This is a genomic window from Streptomyces sp. NPDC002623 (assembly GCF_053592635.1).
In genome coordinates this window covers 145,876-163,199 of record NZ_JBSFWB010000009.1, presented here as the reverse complement: position 1 = coordinate 163,199, position 17,324 = coordinate 145,876, and the positions used below count along the sequence as shown (strand labels likewise).

Here is a 17,324-nt window from a genome sequence, read left to right as displayed (position 1 = left end):
CTGCGCGTGCACATGACCTGCTGCGGCGGCTGCGGCTACTGCGCGCCCGGACGCACCAGACCGCTCTCGTACGCGTACACCGCGGCCTGCACCCGGTCCCGCAGCCCCAGCTTCGTCAGCACATGCCCCACATGCGTCTTCACCGTGGTCTCGCTGACGAACAGATCGGCGGCGATCTCGGCGTTCGACAACCCCCGCGCCACCAGCTTCAGTACCTCCACCTCACGGTCGGTGAGGGTGTGCAACGTGTCCGGCACCGGCTCGTCGCCCGACGGAAGATGCGTGGCGTACTTGTCCAGCAACCGCCGCGTGATGCTCGGCGCCAGCATCGCCTCACCGGCGGCCACCACCCGGATCGCCTGCACCAGCTCGTTCGCCGGCGCATCCTTCAGCAGGAACCCGCTCGCCCCCGCCCGCAGCGCCTCCACGACGTACTCATCGAGATCGAACGTCGTCAGCACCAGCACCTTCGCCGGTCCGTCCCGGCCAGGACCGGTGATCTGCCGGGTCGCCTCCACCCCGTCCATCCGCGGCATACGGATGTCCATCAGCACCACATCGGGCTGCAACGCCCGCACCTGGTCGAGAGCCTGCAGGCCGTCTCCGGCCTCGCCGACGACCGCGATGTCCTGCTCGGCCTCCAGGATCATGCGGAAGCCCGTGCGCAACAGCGGCTGGTCGTCGACCAGTAGGACACGGATGGCCACGTGGATCTCCTTTTTTAGCCCGGCCCCATTCTGCCCTGCGCCCCGTCCTCCGACTCGGCCGCCCTCACCGACGACGACGCCGAAGACGTCACCGGCAACGGATACGGCGGGGGAGTGCCCCCGAACTCCGGACAGTGCGCCTGGTGGTCGCACCAGCCGCACAGCTTCGTCGGCCGCGGCCGCCACTCACCCGTCTCCGTGGCCAGCCGGATCGCCTCCCACAGCGCCAGCAGCCTGCGCTCGACCCGCTCCAGATCGGCCAGCACGGGGTCGTACGTCAGCACGTCACCACTGCCCAGATACACCAGCTGCAGCCGCCGCGGCACCACGTTCTTCAGCCGCCACACGACCAACGCGTAGAACTTCATCTGGAACAGCGCACCGTCGGCGTACTCCGCCCGCGGCGCCTTGCCCGTCTTGTAGTCGACGATCCGCACCTCGCCGCTGGGCGCCACGTCCACCCGGTCGATGATCCCGCGCAACCGCAGCCCCGACTCCAGCTCCGTCTCCACGAACAGCTCCCGCTCGGCGGGCTCCAGCCGCGTCGGGTCCTCCAGCGTGAACCAGCGCTCGACCAGCCGCTCCGCCTCCGCCAGCCAGCCCGCGAGCCGCTCGCCCTCCGGATCGTCCGCGAACAGCTCCACGACCTCCGGCCGAGACTCCCGCAGCCGGTCCCACTGGCCCGGGATCAGCGCCTTCGCCCGCGGCGCCGTCCGCTCGGCCGCCGGAGCGTCGAACAGCCGCTCCAGGACCGCGTGCACCAGCGTCCCCTTCGTCGCCGCCGCACTCGGCTTCTCCGGCAACCGGTCGATCACCCGGAACCGGTACAACAGCGGGCACTGCATGAAATCACCGGCCCGCGAGGGCGACAGCGAAGTGGGCGCTATGGCGACGACCTCCGCTGCCACCGCCACCGCCTCCGGCGCGACCGCCCCCGTCTGCCCCGGAACCTCCACGACACCGCCGTCGCCCGCCTGGGCGACCCCCTCGCTGCTGCTCTCCATGACTCCAGACCTTACGACCCACCACCGACAGTGACCCAGCCACGCACGCCGGACCCGTTCCCGGCACCGGCGACAAGCCGGGAAACACAGGGGGTGCCGGGGCGGAACACGCCACGACCGCCGCATACCATCGGTCCCAGAGCCTCCCGCGCGACACGAGCGGGAGACGCATCGATCGAGGGGACACCGTGGTGGAAAGCGGCGGGAGCGGGCGACCGCGGCCGGACAGCGAACAGTCGGCCGAGCACCCCGCGACACCTGCGTCTCCGGCCACCGACCTCGCGAAGACCCCGGACGAGCCAAAACCCGAGGACGACAGCGGCACGGGCGAGACAGACACCGGCACCGGCACGGGTGCCGAGGCCGCGAACGACAAGGCCGAAGCCGAGACCGAGGCCGAAGCCGAACCGACCGCACCCCCCACCCCCACCCTCCCCAAAGGCCCCCCGCCCCCACGCCCCCCGGAGCAGCCCCGCGGCGGCCTCCTCATGGGCCGCCCCTTCGGCGTACCCGTCTACGTCGCCCCCAGCTGGTTCCTCGTCGCCGCCCTCATCACCTGGGTCTTCGGCGGCCAGCTCGACCGCGTACTCCCCGAACTCGGCGCCGCCCGCTACCTCGTCTCCCTCTTCTTCGCCGTCGCCTTCTACGCCTCCGTGCTCATCCACGAACTCGCCCACACCATCGCCGCCCTCCGCTTCAAACTCCCCGTCCGCCGCATCCAGCTCCAGTTCTTCGGCGGCGTCTCCGAGATCGAGAAAGAAGCCGAGACCCCCGGCCGCGAGTTCTGGCTCGCCTTCGTCGGCCCCCTCCTCTCCCTCGTCCTCTCCGGCCTCTTCTACCTCGCCCTCCAGCCCGTCGAACCCGGCACCGTCCCCGGCGTCCTGCTGGCCGGCCTGATGATCTCCAACCTCATCGTGGCGATCTTCAACCTCCTCCCCGGCCTCCCCCTCGACGGCGGCCGCATGCTCCGCGCCGTCGTCTGGAAGATCACCGGCAAACCCATGAGCGGCACCATCGCCGCCGCCTGGGTCGGCCGCGCCCTCGCCGTCTCCGTCCTCGTCGGCCTCCCCCTCCTCACCCAGTCCGGCGCCCTCGGCTCCAGCGCCGAGGACAGCGTCGGCATGGACACCGTCACCGACGCACTCCTCGCCGCCATCCTCGCCGCCATCATCTGGACCGGCGCCGGCAACAGCCTGCGCATGGCCCGCCTGCGCGAACACCTCCCCGACCTGCGCGCCCGCACCCTCACCCGCCGCGCCGTCCCCGTCGAGACCGACACCCCCCTCTCCGAAGCCCTCCGCCGCGCCAACGACGCCGGCGCCCGCGCCCTCGTCGTCGTCGACGCCCACGGCGAACCCCTCTCCCTCGTCCGCGAGGCCGCCATCGTCGGCGTACCCGAACACCGCCGCCCCTGGGTCGCCGTCAGCGGCCTCGCCCAGGACCTCACCGACGGCATGCGCATCTCCGCCGAACTCGCCGGCGAAGACCTCCTCGACGTCCTGCGCGCCACCCCCGCCACCGAATACCTCGTCGTCGAGGAGACCGGCGAGATCTTCGGCGTCCTCTCCGCCGCCGACGTCGAACGCGCCTTCGTCAAAGCCATGGCCCGCCCCAGCTGACCACCGTGGTCGGCGGCCCCCACAAACGCCGGTAGGCTGTTCACATGTCCGAACCGACCGGTGCCGCCCGCAGGCGCGGGCCCTTCACGGTCGGGGACCAGGTTCAGCTGACCGACCCCAAGGGCCGCCACTACACGTTCACGCTCGAAGCCGGGAAGAATTTCCACACCCACAAGGGTTCCTTCCCGCACGACGAACTGATCGGCGCACCCGAGGGCAGCGTTGTCCGCACCACCGGGAACGTCGCCTACCTCGCGCTGCGCCCCCTGCTCCCCGACTACGTCCTGTCCATGCCCCGCGGCGCCGCCGTGGTCTACCCCAAGGACGCGGGGCAGATCCTCGCCTTCGCCGACATCTTCCCCGGCGCACGCGTCGTCGAAGCCGGCGTCGGCTCCGGATCGCTCAGCAGCTTCCTGCTGCGCGCCATCGGCGACCAGGGCATGCTGCACAGCTACGAGCGCCGCGAGGACTTCGCCGAGATCGCCCAGGCGAACGTCGAGCGCTACTTCGGCGGCCCCCACCCCGCCTGGCAGCTCACCGTCGGCGACCTCCAGGACAACCTGAGCGACACCGACGTCGACCGCGTCATCCTCGACATGCTCGCCCCCTGGGAATGCCTCGAAGCCGTCTCCAAGGCGCTCGTCCCCGGCGGCATCCTCTGCTGCTACGTCGCCACCACCACCCAGCTCGCCCGGACCGTCGAGTCCATCCGCGAGATCGGCTCCTTCAACGAGCCCACCGCCTGGGAATCGATGATCCGCAACTGGCACGTCGAAGGCCTGGCCGTCCGCCCCGACCACCGGATGATCGGCCACACCGGCTTCCTGCTCACCGCCCGCCGCCTCGCCGACGGCGTCGAGCCGCCCATGCGCCGCCGCCGCCCCGCCAAGGGCGCCTACGGAGACGACTACGACGGCCCCAACGCCGCCGGAGGCGCCGGCCGCTGACCCGGCCCCGCACCACGACCAACGACACGGCGCCGTGACCGAGTTCCCGAACACACCACAGGAACTCGACCACGGCGCCGTGCCGTTGACACCCGACCACCCACCGCACCGGACAACCCGCACCCCGCCGTTCCCCCACCCTGTGACGTGTGGCACGATGCTGGCCAATCCCCCACCCCCACCGGCACAGCCATCACAGGAGACGCTCCTAGTGCAGCAATCCGCGGTCCCGGAACTGGCACACACCCACACCCGGCCGATCCACTGGGTAGCGACCGCCACGGCCCTCGCCGGCGTCATCGCGCTCTCCTCGCTCCTGCAACCCAGGTCAGCCACCGCCGCCCAGACCGCCGGACCGGCCGCCACACCCGCCCCCACCAGCACCGTGGCCCCCACGACCGCCGACGTCGACTTCCCCCTCGAATGCGGCCCGGTCCAGGCCCTCGTCGTCAAGAAGGCCACCGGCGACCTCGACGGCGACGGCCGTCCCGAAACCGTCGCCGTCGTCCACTGCGACGCCTCCATGGGCACCCCGCCCGACGCCGTCTACGTCCTCACCCAAGGCGCCGACAGCACCCACGCACGCGTGGTCGCCACCCTCGTCGACCCCAAGGACCGCACCACCGTCACCAGCCTGGCCATCACCGACGGAGCCGTCCTCGCCACACTCCTCGGCTACTCCACGGCCGACGTACCCAGTTGCTGCCCCGACGTCAAGGACAGCGCCAAGTGGCAGTGGAAGGACAACACGTTCATCCGCTCGACACCCGCAGGCGCCCACAGCGTCTGATCCAGGCCACCCGCCCTGTGAGAAATCAGACAGAGATCACAGGCCGCGACGACGAGCTCACTCCGCGTCCGGGCCGTAGACCTCGACGCTGTCCGAAACTCGCCGCACATGAATGCAGTCACCCGGACACTCCCGCGCCGAGTCCACCACGTCCGTCAACAACGGCAACGGCACCGGCGTCGTGGCCCCCTTGGCCTGCAGAAGCTCGTCATCCGCGCTCTTGACATAAGCCAGACCGTCGATGTCCAGCTCGAACACCTCGGGCGCGTACTGCACGCAGATCCCGTCGCCGGTACAGAGATCCTGGTCGATCCAGACCTCCAGAGCCTCGCCGCCGACACCGGCCTCCTGCTGCACGTCCATGGCTCCTGCCGTTTACTGTCGAGCCGCAAGGGAACGATGCAGGCTCTGACGGGTGTTGAACAGTTCGACCCTACCCTCGGCCGCTTCCCAATCATGTTCGGTGGGTATTCCCCTGGCGTGAGGGAGAGCGCAAGGGTGAAGATCGGACACACCCCGACCGTCTTTGTGATCTAGGGGTTTCAATCGACACCCACCCAGGTAGGGTCTGGAAGCGTCCAGCTCCCCTTGGAGGAGGTGAGGACCGTGGCAGCCCACGACGACGACATGAACCGCGGCATCCGCCCGGGACGAGGGTCCGACGACCCGTCCGGGCAGATTGCCTACCTTGAGCAGGAGATCGCCGTCCTGCGACGCAAGCTCGCCGACTCTCCGCGACACACGAGGATTCTCGAAGAGCGGATCGTCGAGCTGCAGACAAACCTGGCCGGCGTGTCCGCCCAGAACGAGCGACTCGCCAACACACTCCGTGAGGCCCGCGACCAGATCGTGGCCCTCAAGGAGGAAGTCGACCGGCTCGCACAGCCGCCGGCCGGCTTCGGCGTCTTCCTCACGGCGAACGAGGACGGCACGGCCGACATCTTCACCGGAGGCCGCAAACTCCGCGTGAACGTCAGCCCCAGCGTCGAGCTCGAAGAGCTCCGACGCGGCCAGGAAGTGATGCTCAACGAAGCCCTCAACGTGGTCGAGGCCATGGAGTACGAGAGCGTCGGCGACATCGTCACCCTCAAGGAGATCCTCGAGGACGGCGTACGCGCCCTCGTGCAGGGGCACACCGACGAAGAACGAGTGGTCAGGCTCGCCGAGCCGCTCCTCGACGTCGTCATCCGCCCCGGCGACGCCCTCCTGCTCGAACCCCGATCGGGCTACGTCTACGAGGTCGTCCCCAAGAGCGAGGTCGAAGAACTCGTCCTCGAAGAGGTCCCCGACATCGGCTACGAGCAGATCGGCGGCCTCGGCGGCCAGATCGAGATGATCCGCGACGCCGTCGAGCTCCCCTACCTCTACCCCGACCTCTTCAAGGAGCACGAGCTCCGACCGCCCAAGGGCGTCCTGCTCTACGGACCCCCCGGATGCGGCAAGACGCTCATCGCCAAGGCCGTCGCCAACTCGCTGGCCAAAAAGGTCGCCGAAGTCACCGGCCAGGCCACCGGCAAGAGCTTCTTCCTCAACATCAAGGGTCCCGAGCTCCTCAACAAGTACGTCGGCGAGACCGAGCGGCAGATCCGCCTCGTCTTCCAGCGTGCGAGGGAGAAGGCCAGCGAGGGCACCCCCGTCATCGTCTTCTTCGACGAGATGGAGTCCCTCTTCCGCACCCGCGGCTCCGGCGTCAGCTCGGACGTGGAGAACACCATCGTCCCGCAGCTCCTCGCCGAGATCGACGGCGTCGAAGGCCTGCAGAACGTGGTCGTCATCGGCGCCTCCAACCGCGAGGACATGATCGACCCCGCCATCCTGCGACCCGGCCGCCTCGACGTGAAGATCAAGATCGAGCGCCCGGACGCCGAAGCGGCCAAGGACATCTTCCAGAAGTACCTCACCGAACGCCTCCCCCTGCACTCCGAGGACGTCGGCGAACACGGCGGCGACAAGGCCACCACCGTCCAGAGCATGATCCAGACGGCCGTGGAACACATGTACGCCGAAACCGAGGAAAACCGCTTCCTGGAAGTCACCTACGCCAACGGAGACAAGGAAGTCCTCTACTTCAAGGACTTCAACTCCGGCGCCATGATCGAGAACATCGTCGGCCGCGCCAAGAAAATGGCCATCAAGGACTTCCTCGACAAGAACCAGAAGGGCCTGCGCGTCTCCCACCTCCTCCAGGCATGCGTGGACGAGTTCAAGGAGAACGAGGACCTGCCCAACACCACCAACCCCGACGACTGGGCCCGAATCTCCGGAAAGAAGGGCGAACGGATCGTCTACATCCGTACCCTCATCACCGGAAAGCAGGGCGCGGACACCGGACGCTCCATCGACACGGTGGCCAACACCGGACAGTACCTGTAAGAACAGGGCGGCTGCGGGTGCCCACCACGGGCACCCGCAGCCGACTGTTTTCCAGGCCACGGCTGGAGCAAGGCAATGACGCAAATGATCTCCCCACCAGCGCAGAGGCGTTCTAGGCTCTTCCGTACCGCCGGGTCGCGAGTTGCGGGGACGGGCACCGCGCACGCACCGGAGCACCACCGGTATCTGAGCGGCGCCCACGACCGAGGGTGCCGCCGGGCAAGGAGGGCCGCATGACCGTACGGCGAGTAATGGGCATCGAGACGGAGTACGGCATCTCCGTCCCCGGCCACCCGAACGCCAATGCCATGCTCACCTCGTCCCAGATCGTCAACGCCTACGCGGCGGCGATGCACAGGGCCCGCCGGGCCCGCTGGGACTTCGAGGAGGAGAACCCGCTGCGGGACGCGCGGGGCTTCGACCTCGCCCGCGAGGCCGCCGACGCCAGCCAGCTCACCGACGAGGACATCGGCCTCGCCAACGTCATCCTCACCAACGGCGCCCGCCTCTACGTCGACCACGCACACCCCGAATACAGCTCCCCCGAGGTCACCAACCCCCGCGACGCCGTCCTCTGGGACAAGGCCGGCGAACGCATCATGGCCGAGGCCGCCGAACGCGCCGCCGCGCTCCCCGGTGCCCAGCCCATCCACCTCTACAAGAACAACACCGACAACAAGGGCGCCTCCTACGGCACGCACGAGAACTACCTGATGAAGCGCGAGACCGCCTTCTCGGACATCGTGCGCCACCTCACCCCGTTCTTCGTCTCGCGCCAGGTCGTCACCGGCGCCGGCCGCGTCGGCATCGGCCAGGACGGCCACGAACACGGCTTCCAGCTCAGCCAGCGCGCGGACTACTTCGAGGTCGAGGTGGGCCTGGAGACGACGCTGAAGCGCCCCATCATCAACACCCGCGACGAGCCGCACGCCGACGCCGAGAAATACCGCCGCCTCCATGTGATCATCGGCGACGCCAACCTCTCGGAGATCTCGACCTACCTCAAGCTGGGCACGACCGCCCTGGTCCTGTCCATGATCGAGGACGGCTTCATCGCCGTCGACCTGGCCGTCGACCAGCCCGTACGCACCCTCCACCAGGTCTCCCACGACCCCACCCTCAAGCGACTGGTCACCCTCCGCAGCGGCCGCACACTCACCGCGGTCCAACTGCAGATGGAGTACTACGAGCTCTCCCGCAAATACGTGGAGGAGCGCTTCGGCGCGGACGTCGACGACCAGACGACGGACGTGCTCGCGCGCTGGGAGGACACCCTCACCCGCCTGGAGAACGACCACATGAGCCTCGCCGGCGAGCTGGACTGGGTCGCCAAGCGAGAGCTCATGGAGGGCTACCGGCGCCGCGACAGCCTCGACTGGGACGCCGCCCGCCTCCACCTCGTCGACCTCCAGTACGCCGACGTACGGGCCGAGAAGGGCCTCTACAACCGTCTCGCGGCCCGCGGCCGCATGAAGCGCCTCCTGGACGAGAACGAGGTCGAGCGGGCCATCACGACGCCCCCGGAGGACACCCGAGCCTACTTCCGCGGCCGCTGCCTGGAGCAGTACGCCGACGACGTCGCCGCGGCCTCCTGGGACTCGGTGATCTTCGATCTGCCGGGCCGGGATTCGCTCCAGCGCGTCCCAACCCTCGAACCACTTCGCGGAACGCGAAATCACGTCAAGGAGCTCCTGGACCGCTGCCGCACGGCAGAAGACCTGGTCAGGGTCCTTTCGGGCGGCTGAACGGTTACCCGGACGGAACCTGCCGGACGGGGTGGAAAGTCCCCTGTCCGGGAATCATCGAGGTGGCTCCCGTACGTTGAAGCAACTGCGGGGCCGATGTCGGACCCGGCTTGTAGGGTCTGATCATCACCGATCGGCAGGAATGCCGACCTGTCGACCATGTCGGGCGAAAGAGCGGGGTGAGGGTTATGGCGACCAAGGACACCGGCGGCGGCCAGCAGAAGGCGACGCGCTCCACGGAGGAAGTCGAGGAGCAGGCGGCCGAGACTCAGGGCTCGGAAGACCTCAAGGAGCGTCAGGAGAAGCTGAGCGACGACGTGGACTCGGTTCTTGACGAGATTGACGATGTCCTCGAGGAGAATGCCGAGGACTTCGTGCGTAGTTTCGTTCAGAAGGGCGGGCAGTAGGCCAATTTCTCCTTCGATTCGAAGGTTCGGTACGGGGGAGTCTGCAAGTGCTCGACGAGCGAGAAGCCAGAAAGTGTTCGCGGTGCCAGCAGGCGAAGCCGCAGACGGCTTTCGCGAGCAACAAGTCCATGCGTGATGGTCTCCAGGCGTACTGCCGGGAGTGCTCGGCGGAGTACTACCGGCAGCGCCAGGAGGCAAAGGGTCGGAGGGTGCGCGAGAAGGTGCCCGTCCCGCCCGGCCACAAGCACTGTCGGGGTTGCGGCGAAGTGAAGCCGCACAGCGGTTGGCACCGAAAGAACAGCGCCGCCGATGGCCTGGCGAGCCGCTGCAAGGCGTGCAAGGCGGCCTCCGACCCGGCCGGTCATCTCCGGCGGAAGTACGGCATTACCGAAGCCGAGCGCGACGAGCTGATCGCCTCTCAGATGGGTGTCTGTTGTATCTGCCTGGCGGCGCCCGCCACGCAGGTTGATCACTGTCATCAGACGGGTAGGGTCCGTGGCGTACTGTGCTTCAACTGCAATTCCGGCCTCGGTCTGTTGAGGGACGACCCAGCAGCTGCATACCGAGCGGCCGATTACCTGGAAGGAAACGCGTGGAAGCCAACACTCGTAGCACCGGGCGTCTACCAGCTGCCTTCCTGACGCCTGGGTCCTCGTCCTTCATGGACTTCCTCTCCGACCACCAGCCGGAGATGCTGCCCGGCAAGCGGCAGCTGCCGCCCACGCAGGGTGTGATCGAGGCGCCGCACGGCACCACGATCGTGGCCGTCACGTTCCCCGGGGGCGTCGTGCTCGCCGGTGACCGCCGGGCCACGATGGGCAACGTCATCGCGCAGCGGGACATCGAGAAGGTGTTCCCGGCGGACGAGTACTCGGCCGTCGGCATCGCCGGCACGGCGGGTCTGGCCGTGGAGATGGTGAAGCTGTTCCAGCTGGAGCTGGAGCACTTCGAGAAGGTCGAGGGGGCGCAGCTCTCACTGGAGGGCAAGGCGAACCGTCTTTCGACGATGATCCGTTCGAATCTGGGCATGGCCATGCAGGGCTTGGCGGTCGTGCCGCTGTTCGCCGGGTTCGACGTGGACCGCGACCGGGGTCGGATCTTTTCCTACGACGTGACGGGCGGTCGCTCCGAGGAGCATCACTTCGCGGCGACCGGGTCGGGTTCGATCTTCGCGCGTGGGGCGATGAAGAAGCTGTTCCGTGGCGATCTGACCGAGGACGAGGCCACGATGCTGGTGGTGCAGGCCCTGTACGACGCGGCGGACGACGATTCGGCGACGGGCGGTCCGGATGTCGCGCGTCGGATCTATCCGATCGTCACCGTGATCACCGAGGACGGTTTCCGTCGGCTGACCGACGAGGAGTCGTCGGAGATCGCCCGTTCGATTCTGGAGCGTCGTCTGGAGCAGCCGGACGGCCCGCGTGCCGCTCTGCTGTAGTCGGCGGTCCCGTTCTTATCTCAGGTGATGCAGTGATTTCGACAGAAAGGGACGGATAACCGGTGTCGACGCCGTTCTATGTCTCACCCCAGCAGGCGATGGCGGACCGCGCGGAGTATGCGCGGAAGGGCATCGCGCGTGGTCGCAGCCTGGTTGTGCTGCAGTATGCCGACGGCATTGTGTTCGTCGGTGAGAATCCGTCCCGTGCGCTGCACAAGTTCAGCGAGATCTATGACCGGATCGGTTTCGCGGCCGCCGGTAAGTACAACGAGTACGAGAATCTGCGGATCGGTGGTGTGCGGTACGCGGATCTGCGTGGTTACACCTATGACCGGGACGACGTGACGGCGCGTGGTCTGGCGAACGTGTACGCGCAGACGCTGGGCACGATCTTCTCTTCGGCGGGCGAGAAGCCGTACGAGGTGGAGCTGGTGGTGGCGGAGGTCGGTGAGACTCCGGACGGCGACCAGATCTATCGGTTGCCGCACGACGGTTCGATCGTGGACGAGCACGGTTCGGTGGCGGTGGGCGGCAATGCCGAGACGATCAGCAGTTATCTGGATCAGCGTCATCAGGACGGGATGAGCCTGGCGGAGGCGCTGAAGCTGGCGGTTCAGGCGTTGTCGCGCGACACGAACGGCAGTGAGCGGGAGATTCCGGCGGAGCGGCTGGAGGTTGCGGTGCTGGACCGTACGCGGCCGCAGGCGCGGAAGTTCAAGCGGATCGTGGGGCGTCAGCTGGGTCGTCTGCTGGAGGCGGACGGTGCGTCGACGGAGGCGGAGAGCGCCGACGAGGAGTAGGTCGTCCGCGCGTTCGCTCCCGTTCCTTGTCCCTGTTGTGCCCCGGTCGGTTCCTCGGCCGGGGCACAGGGCGTTTCAGGAGGGGCTGGGCGGGGCCGTGGAGGCTCGTACGACGAGGTCGACGGGGATGTCCCCGCTGTCGGGTGTCCGGCCCTCCAGGACGGCGAGGAGGGCTTGCATGCCGCGTTCGCCGAAGAGTTCGGCGTCGAGTCGTACGGTCGTGAGCTCGGGGTCGAGGGCCGTGGCGAGGGCGAGGTCGTCGAGGCCGGTGACGGAGATGTCGTCGGGGACGCGCAGGCCGAGGCGGCGGAGGGCCTTGTAGGCGCCGGCGGCGAGTTTGTCGTCGTCGCAGACGATGGCGGTGGGGTGCGGTCCGGGGGCGCCGAGGGCGGTCTCGGCGGCGGTGCGGGCTCCGTCGATGGAGATGGGGGCGGGGGCGGTGCGCAGGGTGGTGCCGGGGACGGCGGCGAGGCGGGCGGCGAGTTCGCGGGCGCGCACGTCGAAGGTCCAGGAGGGGATGTCGGCGGCGAGGTGGAGGAAGTGCCGGTGGCCGAGGTGGAGGAGGTGGTCGGCGACCTGGCGTACGCCGTCGGCGATGTCGAGGTTGACGGTGGCGGCGCCGAGGCTGCCGGCGGGGTCGCTGTCGAGCATGACGAGGGGGAGCTGGTCGCCGCGGATGGTGGTGAGGGCGTCGGCGGCCATGGAGGAGGCGAGGACGCCGTCGAGGGCGGCCTGGGCGGAGGCGAAGGGGTCGCGGGCGGGTCCGACGCCTTCGGGGGAGGGGTAGAGGACGACGCCGAAGCCGTGGTCGGCGGCGACGCGGGCGGCTCCGGTGTAGACGCCGGCGAAGAATTCGGTGGTGAGGGCGGGGACGACGAGGAGGACGGTGCGGGTGCGGCCGAGGCGGAGGTTGCGGGCGGCGAGGTTGGGCCGGTAGCCGAGGTCGCGGGCTGCTTCGCGGACGCGTTCGGCGGTGGTCTCGGAGACGCGGCCGCGCCATTTGTCGCCGAGGACGAGGGAGACGGCGGCTTGGGAGACCCCTGCGGCCTGGGCGACGTCGCGGCTCGTCGGGCGCGTGCTACCTCGTGGCACCGTGGGCCTGCTCTTTCGTCTGGACTGGTGAACAGCGCACATGGTACGTATGACAAGAGACGTTATACGTAAAACTTCGAGGTGGCTCACTGCCACGGGCGAGCCGACGGCGGACGCGATGGAGGCGGGACATTGGCCGGGGGATACGCGGGATACCTGGAGATCCTGAGGGCGAAGCACGCCGCCAGGCTGCTGACCGGCACGCTGGTCGGCCGGCTGCCGAACGCCACCTCGGCGATCGCGATCGTGCTGTTCGTGCGGGCGGAGGGGGCCTCGTACAGCCTGGCGGGCGCGCTGGTGTCGGTGTACGGCGTCGCCAGTGCCGTGGGTCAGCCGGTGCTCGGACGGCTGGTGGATCTGTACGGGCAGCCGCGGGTCCAGTTGCCCGCCGCGCTCGTGTCGGCGCTGGCGATGGGGTTCTTCGCGTTCGCCGGCACCGATCCGCTGCCGGTGGCGTACGCCGCGATGGTGGTCGGCGGGCTCTTCACGCCGCCCCTGGAGGGCGGTCTGCGGGCGCTGTGGCCTTCGGTGCTGCGTCGGGAGGACCAGGTGCCGACGGCGTACGCGATGGACGCGGTGGCGCAGGAGGTGATGTTCACGGTCGGGCCGCTGCTGGTGACGTTGTGCACGTCGCTGTGGTCGGAGCGGGCGGCGCTGCTCGTGCTGAACGGCGTCGGGGTGCTCGGGGCGCTGTCGGTGGTGCTGTCGCCCCCCTCGCGCGCGTGGCGCTCGGCCCCGCGCGAGGCGCACTGGCTGGGGGCGCTGCGCTCGCCGGGGCTGCTGGTGCTGCTCGGCGCGCTGCTCTTCGTGGGTGTCGCGATGGGCTCCATCACGGTGGCCGCGGTGCCGTACGCGGACGACAACGGCGGTGACGCGGTGTACGGCTGGCTGATGGCGGCGCTGGGTCTGGGGGCGCTGGTCGGAGGTATGGCGTACGGGGCGCGGCAGTGGGCGGGTGCGCCGGAGCGGCGACTGCGGGTGCTGGTGGCGTTTCTGGCGGCGTGTTATCTGCCGCTGATGCTGATGCCGGGCGCGGTGGCCATGGTGGCGTTGGCGACGCTGGCCGGGCTGTTCCTGGCGCCGGTGCTGGCCTGTGCGTTCGTCATCGTGGACCGGCATGCGCCGCGCGGGACGGTGACCGAGGCGTTCTCGTGGCTGGTGACGATGTTCACGGTGGGCGCGTCGGTGGGAACGGGTCTTGCGGGGCCGGTCGTGGAGGAGGGCGGGGCGCTGTGGGGGTTCGCGGTGCCGGGTGTCGCGGGTGCCGTGTCGTTGGTGGTTTTGCTGGCCACGGGGCGGGTACTCGCAGTTCCGGCCGGGGGTGGGTTGGTTGCGGCTTCATCGGAAAATGATCCAAACCGTGCTGCCGAACCCCGTTTCAGTTCAGGGGATCGGGCGTAATGTTCAGTCATGGACCGCCGCATTTTCGGGCTGGAGAACGAGTACGGCGTCACATGTACGTTCAGGGGACAGCGTCGGCTGTCTCCCGACGAGGTGGCGCGGTACCTCTTCCGCCGTGTCGTGTCATGGGGCCGAAGCAGCAATGTCTTTCTGCGGAACGGCGCCCGCCTCTATCTCGACGTGGGATCGCATCCGGAATACGCGACACCGGAATGTGACAACGTGACCGAGTTGGTCACCCACGACAAGGCCGGCGAGCGCATTCTCGAAGGACTCCTGGTGGACGCGGAGCGACGCCTGCACGAGGAAGGAATCGCGGGCGACGTCTACCTCTTCAAGAACAACACGGACTCGGCGGGCAACTCCTACGGTTGCCACGAGAACTATCTGGTGGCCCGGCACGGGGAGTTCTCCCGGCTCGCGGACATTCTGATCCCGTTCCTGGTGACCCGGCAGCTGCTGTGCGGCGCGGGCAAGGTGCTGCAGACGCCCCGTGGGGCGGTCTACTGCGTCAGTCAGCGGGCCGAGCACATCTGGGAGGGCGTCTCCTCGGCGACGACCCGCTCGCGGCCCATCATCAACACGCGTGACGAGCCGCATGCGGACGCCGAGCGGTATCGCCGGCTGCATGTCATCGTGGGCGACTCGAACATGTCCGAGACGACCATGCTGCTGAAGGTCGGCGCGACCGATCTGGTGCTGCGCATGATCGAGGCGGGCACGGTGATGCGGGATCTGACGCTGGAGAACCCGATCCGGGCGATCCGCGAGGTCAGTCATGACATCACGGGCCGGCGCAAGGTGCGGCTGGCCAGCGGCCGGGAGGCCTCCGCGCTGGAGGTGCAGCGCGAGTACTACGAGAAGGCCGTGGACTTCGTCGAGCGTCGCGGGATCCGCACCGGCACGGTCGACCAGGTCCTGGAGCTGTGGGGCCGCACGCTGGACTCGATCGAGGCGGAGGACCTCGACGCCATCGGCACCGAGATCGACTGGGTGATGAAGTACAAGCTCATCGAGCGGTACCGGGCCAAGCACAACATGACGATGTCGCATCCTCGGGTCGCGCAGATAGACCTCGCCTACCACGACATCCACCGTCGTCGTGGTCTGTACTACCTGCTGGAGCGCAGGGGTCAAGCCGCGCGGATCTGCAACGACTTGAAGATCTTCGAGGGCAAGTCGGTTCCGCCGCAGACCACTCGGGCGCGGTTGCGCGGCGACTTCATCCGCCGTGCGCAGGAGCAGCGCCGGGACTTCACGGTGGACTGGGTGCATCTGAAGCTCAACGACCAGGCACAGCGCACCGTGTTGTGCAAGGACCCCTTCCGGTCGGTGGACGACCGGGTGGAGAAGCTGATCGCCGGCATGTGAGGGATGTGTTCCGCAGAGGCACGGAACGCAACACGGGCACCGTACGTTTTCCGTACGGTGCCCGTCTCACGTCGTAGAGTTGCGCGCACGCCATCAGAAGATCGACCGATTACGAGGCTTTCATCGTGCGCCGACGCTCACTCATCCTTGCCGCCGTACCCGCGGGACTGGTCACTCTTTCCGCGTGCGGTGATGAAAAGTCCGACTCGAGCAAGGTGAGCGACAGCGCGTCGCCGTCGGCCTCGGACACTTCCGCGGCGCCTGCGCCGAAGATCGTCGACGGTCCGTTGCCGGCGATCACCGCGGGGGTGAAGTTCGGTGAGAAGCCGACGATCGCCAAGGGCACCGGTGAGCCTTCGGATCAACTGGCGGTGAAGACGGTGATCGCGGGCAGTGGCAAGCCCGTCGCGGAGAACGACTACATCCAGGCCGACTACCTGGGGCAGATCTGGGCCAGCGCGAAGGTCCTGGACAATTCCTACGACCGTAAGGTCCCGCTGGTCACCCAGATTGCGCAGGGCACGACTCTCGACGGCTGGCGTTATGCGCTGACGGGTAAGAAGACCGGCAGCAGGGTTCTGTTCTCGGTGCCGCCGACCTGGGGATTCGGCAAGGAAGGCAATTCGCAGGTGGGGGTGACGGGCACGGACACGCTGGTGTTCGTCTTCGACATCAAGGGCACGTTCAACGCCAAGAGCTCCGCCGAGGGCGAGACGGTGGCGCAGGAGGACGCGGATCTGCCGAAGGTGGGCACGAACACCGACGGCAAGGCGCCCTCGATCGAGATTCCCAAGGCGGACCCGCCGACGAAGCTGGTGGCGAACTACGTCATCGAGGGCGACGGCGCCGCGGTGGCGGCCGAGGACAGCGTGCTGGTGCAGTACAAGGGCGTCGTGTGGGACACGGGCAAGGAGTTCGACTCGACGTACGGCCGCAGCCAGCTGACGTCGTTCTCGTTGCAGCAGGTCGTCAAGGGCTGGGCGCAGGGGTTGACCGGCAAGAAGGTGGGCAGTCGGGTCGTCATCGTCGTTCCGCCGTCGTTGGGTTACGGGGACAGCCCGCCGAGCGGCAGCGGTATCGAGAAGGACTCGACGATGGTGTTCTCGGTGGACATCCTCGCGAAGATGTGAGGCCGCCGGAGGTGTAAGACTGTCCGTGTTGCCTTTCCGTGAGACATGCAGGAGCAGTGACGTGAGCATCGACAAGCCCGAGATCGACTTCCCCGAAGGCGCGCCCCCGGCGGACCTCGAGATCAAGGACATCTGGGAGGGCGACGGCGAGGTCGCGCAGGCCGGTCAGACCGTCTCCGTCCACTACGTGGGTGTCGCCTTCAGCACCGGCGAGGAGTTCGACGCCAGCTGGAACCGTGGGACGCCGTTCCGCTTCCCGCTCGGCGGCGGCCGGGTCATCAAGGGCTGGGACCAGGGCGTGCAGGGCATGAAGGTCGGCGGCCGTCGCCAGCTGACCATCCCGGCCCACCTCGCCTACGGCAACCAGAGCCCGACCCCGGCGATCAAGCCCGGTGAGACGCTGATCTTCGTGGTGGACCTGCTCGGGGTCTGATCGTCGAAGGAGCCGGTCCGCGCCGATCGTCGTGCGACCGGTGTCGATCATCTGGGGCCCATGCCTG

17 protein-coding genes are annotated in these 17,324 nt (G+C 68.4%); 13 read left to right on the top strand and 4 right to left on the bottom strand.

All coding sequences use genetic code 11. The features are described from left to right. Window positions 1-35: 35 nt before the first annotated feature. Together ACWD4O_RS18925 and ACWD4O_RS18920 are read right to left on the bottom strand one after the other, a co-directional pair. Complete coding sequence (locus tag ACWD4O_RS18925) at window positions 36-707, bottom strand: response regulator (RefSeq protein WP_020141342.1); 672 nt, start codon at window positions 705-707, stop codon at window positions 36-38. Window positions 708-721: 14 nt separating this feature from the next. Continuing rightward, window positions 722-1,711, bottom strand: coding sequence for a RecB family exonuclease (locus ACWD4O_RS18920; RefSeq protein WP_451281098.1), 990 nt, complete (start codon window positions 1,709-1,711; stop codon window positions 722-724). 188 nt (window positions 1,712-1,899) lie between these two features. On the opposite strand from ACWD4O_RS18920, the gene ACWD4O_RS18915 reads away from it, so the two are divergent. The 3 genes from ACWD4O_RS18915 (at window position 1,900) to ACWD4O_RS18905 (ending at window position 5,067) form a co-directional block, all read left to right on the top strand. Further along, window positions 1,900-3,330, top strand: coding sequence for a site-2 protease family protein (locus tag ACWD4O_RS18915; protein ID WP_451281096.1), 1,431 nt, complete (start codon window positions 1,900-1,902; stop codon window positions 3,328-3,330). A gap of 44 nt (window positions 3,331-3,374) precedes the next feature. Continuing rightward, window positions 3,375-4,277 carry a tRNA (adenine-N1)-methyltransferase gene (locus ACWD4O_RS18910; RefSeq protein WP_451281094.1) on the top strand — a complete coding sequence of 301 codons (903 nt, stop codon included), beginning with the start codon at window positions 3,375-3,377 and terminating at the stop codon, window positions 4,275-4,277. A gap of 211 nt (window positions 4,278-4,488) precedes the next feature. Next, window positions 4,489-5,067: a hypothetical protein gene (locus ACWD4O_RS18905; RefSeq protein WP_451281092.1), complete on the top strand. Its 579-nt coding sequence runs from the start codon at window positions 4,489-4,491 to the stop codon at window positions 5,065-5,067. 57 nt (window positions 5,068-5,124) lie between these two features. On the opposite strand, the gene ACWD4O_RS18900 is transcribed toward ACWD4O_RS18905, so the two are convergent. Beyond that, window positions 5,125-5,430 (bottom strand): ferredoxin, encoded by a 306-nt coding sequence (locus ACWD4O_RS18900; protein ID WP_358806372.1) that lies wholly within the window; start codon window positions 5,428-5,430, stop codon window positions 5,125-5,127. 243 nt (window positions 5,431-5,673) lie between these two features. Between ACWD4O_RS18900 and arc the strand changes: the two genes are divergently transcribed. The 6 genes from arc to prcA all read left to right on the top strand — a co-directional run bounded on the left by arc (window position 5,674) and on the right by prcA (window position 11,830). Then, on the top strand, window positions 5,674-7,440 hold the full coding sequence (gene arc / locus ACWD4O_RS18895; protein WP_450947827.1) for a proteasome ATPase: 1,767 nt from the start codon (window positions 5,674-5,676) through the stop codon (window positions 7,438-7,440). Between the two features lie 233 nt (window positions 7,441-7,673). Next, window positions 7,674-9,185 carry a depupylase/deamidase Dop gene (gene dop / locus ACWD4O_RS18890; RefSeq protein WP_451281090.1) on the top strand — a complete coding sequence of 504 codons (1,512 nt, stop codon included), beginning with the start codon at window positions 7,674-7,676 and terminating at the stop codon, window positions 9,183-9,185. A gap of 188 nt (window positions 9,186-9,373) precedes the next feature. Further along, window positions 9,374-9,592, top strand: coding sequence for a ubiquitin-like protein Pup (locus ACWD4O_RS18885; protein WP_057579613.1), 219 nt, complete (start codon window positions 9,374-9,376; stop codon window positions 9,590-9,592). A 47-nt stretch (window positions 9,593-9,639) separates the two neighbouring features. Beyond that, a complete protein-coding gene (locus ACWD4O_RS18880) occupies window positions 9,640-10,233 on the top strand; it encodes an endonuclease VII domain-containing protein (protein WP_451281088.1) in 594 nt (197 codons plus the stop codon). Continuing rightward, complete coding sequence (gene prcB / locus ACWD4O_RS18875; protein WP_351908141.1) at window positions 10,185-11,030, top strand: proteasome subunit beta; 846 nt, start codon at window positions 10,185-10,187, stop codon at window positions 11,028-11,030. Before ACWD4O_RS18880 ends, prcB begins: the two co-directional genes overlap by 49 nt. Before the next feature lie 62 nt (window positions 11,031-11,092). Beyond that, a complete protein-coding gene (gene prcA, locus ACWD4O_RS18870; RefSeq protein ID WP_450947829.1) occupies window positions 11,093-11,830 on the top strand; it encodes a proteasome subunit alpha in 738 nt (245 codons plus the stop codon). A 75-nt stretch (window positions 11,831-11,905) separates the two neighbouring features. On the opposite strand, the gene ACWD4O_RS18865 is transcribed toward prcA, so the two are convergent. Beyond that, window positions 11,906-12,922, bottom strand: coding sequence for a LacI family DNA-binding transcriptional regulator (locus ACWD4O_RS18865; protein WP_451281086.1), 1,017 nt, complete (start codon window positions 12,920-12,922; stop codon window positions 11,906-11,908). Window positions 12,923-13,054: 132 nt separating this feature from the next. On the opposite strand from ACWD4O_RS18865, the gene ACWD4O_RS18860 reads away from it, so the two are divergent. The 4 genes from ACWD4O_RS18860 (at window position 13,055) to ACWD4O_RS18845 (ending at window position 17,257) form a co-directional block, all read left to right on the top strand. Continuing rightward, window positions 13,055-14,323: an MFS transporter gene (locus tag ACWD4O_RS18860; protein WP_451281085.1), complete on the top strand. Its 1,269-nt coding sequence runs from the start codon at window positions 13,055-13,057 to the stop codon at window positions 14,321-14,323. A 9-nt stretch (window positions 14,324-14,332) separates the two neighbouring features. After that, complete coding sequence (gene pafA, locus ACWD4O_RS18855) at window positions 14,333-15,694, top strand: Pup--protein ligase (RefSeq protein WP_358806377.1); 1,362 nt, start codon at window positions 14,333-14,335, stop codon at window positions 15,692-15,694. Window positions 15,695-15,819: 125 nt separating this feature from the next. Beyond that, entirely contained in the window at window positions 15,820-16,824 is a 1,005-nt protein-coding gene (locus ACWD4O_RS18850) for an FKBP-type peptidyl-prolyl cis-trans isomerase (protein WP_450947832.1), read from the top strand. A 61-nt stretch (window positions 16,825-16,885) separates the two neighbouring features. Next, window positions 16,886-17,257 carry an FKBP-type peptidyl-prolyl cis-trans isomerase gene (locus ACWD4O_RS18845; protein WP_351908129.1) on the top strand — a complete coding sequence of 124 codons (372 nt, stop codon included), beginning with the start codon at window positions 16,886-16,888 and terminating at the stop codon, window positions 17,255-17,257. Window positions 17,258-17,324: the final 67 nt, after the last annotated feature.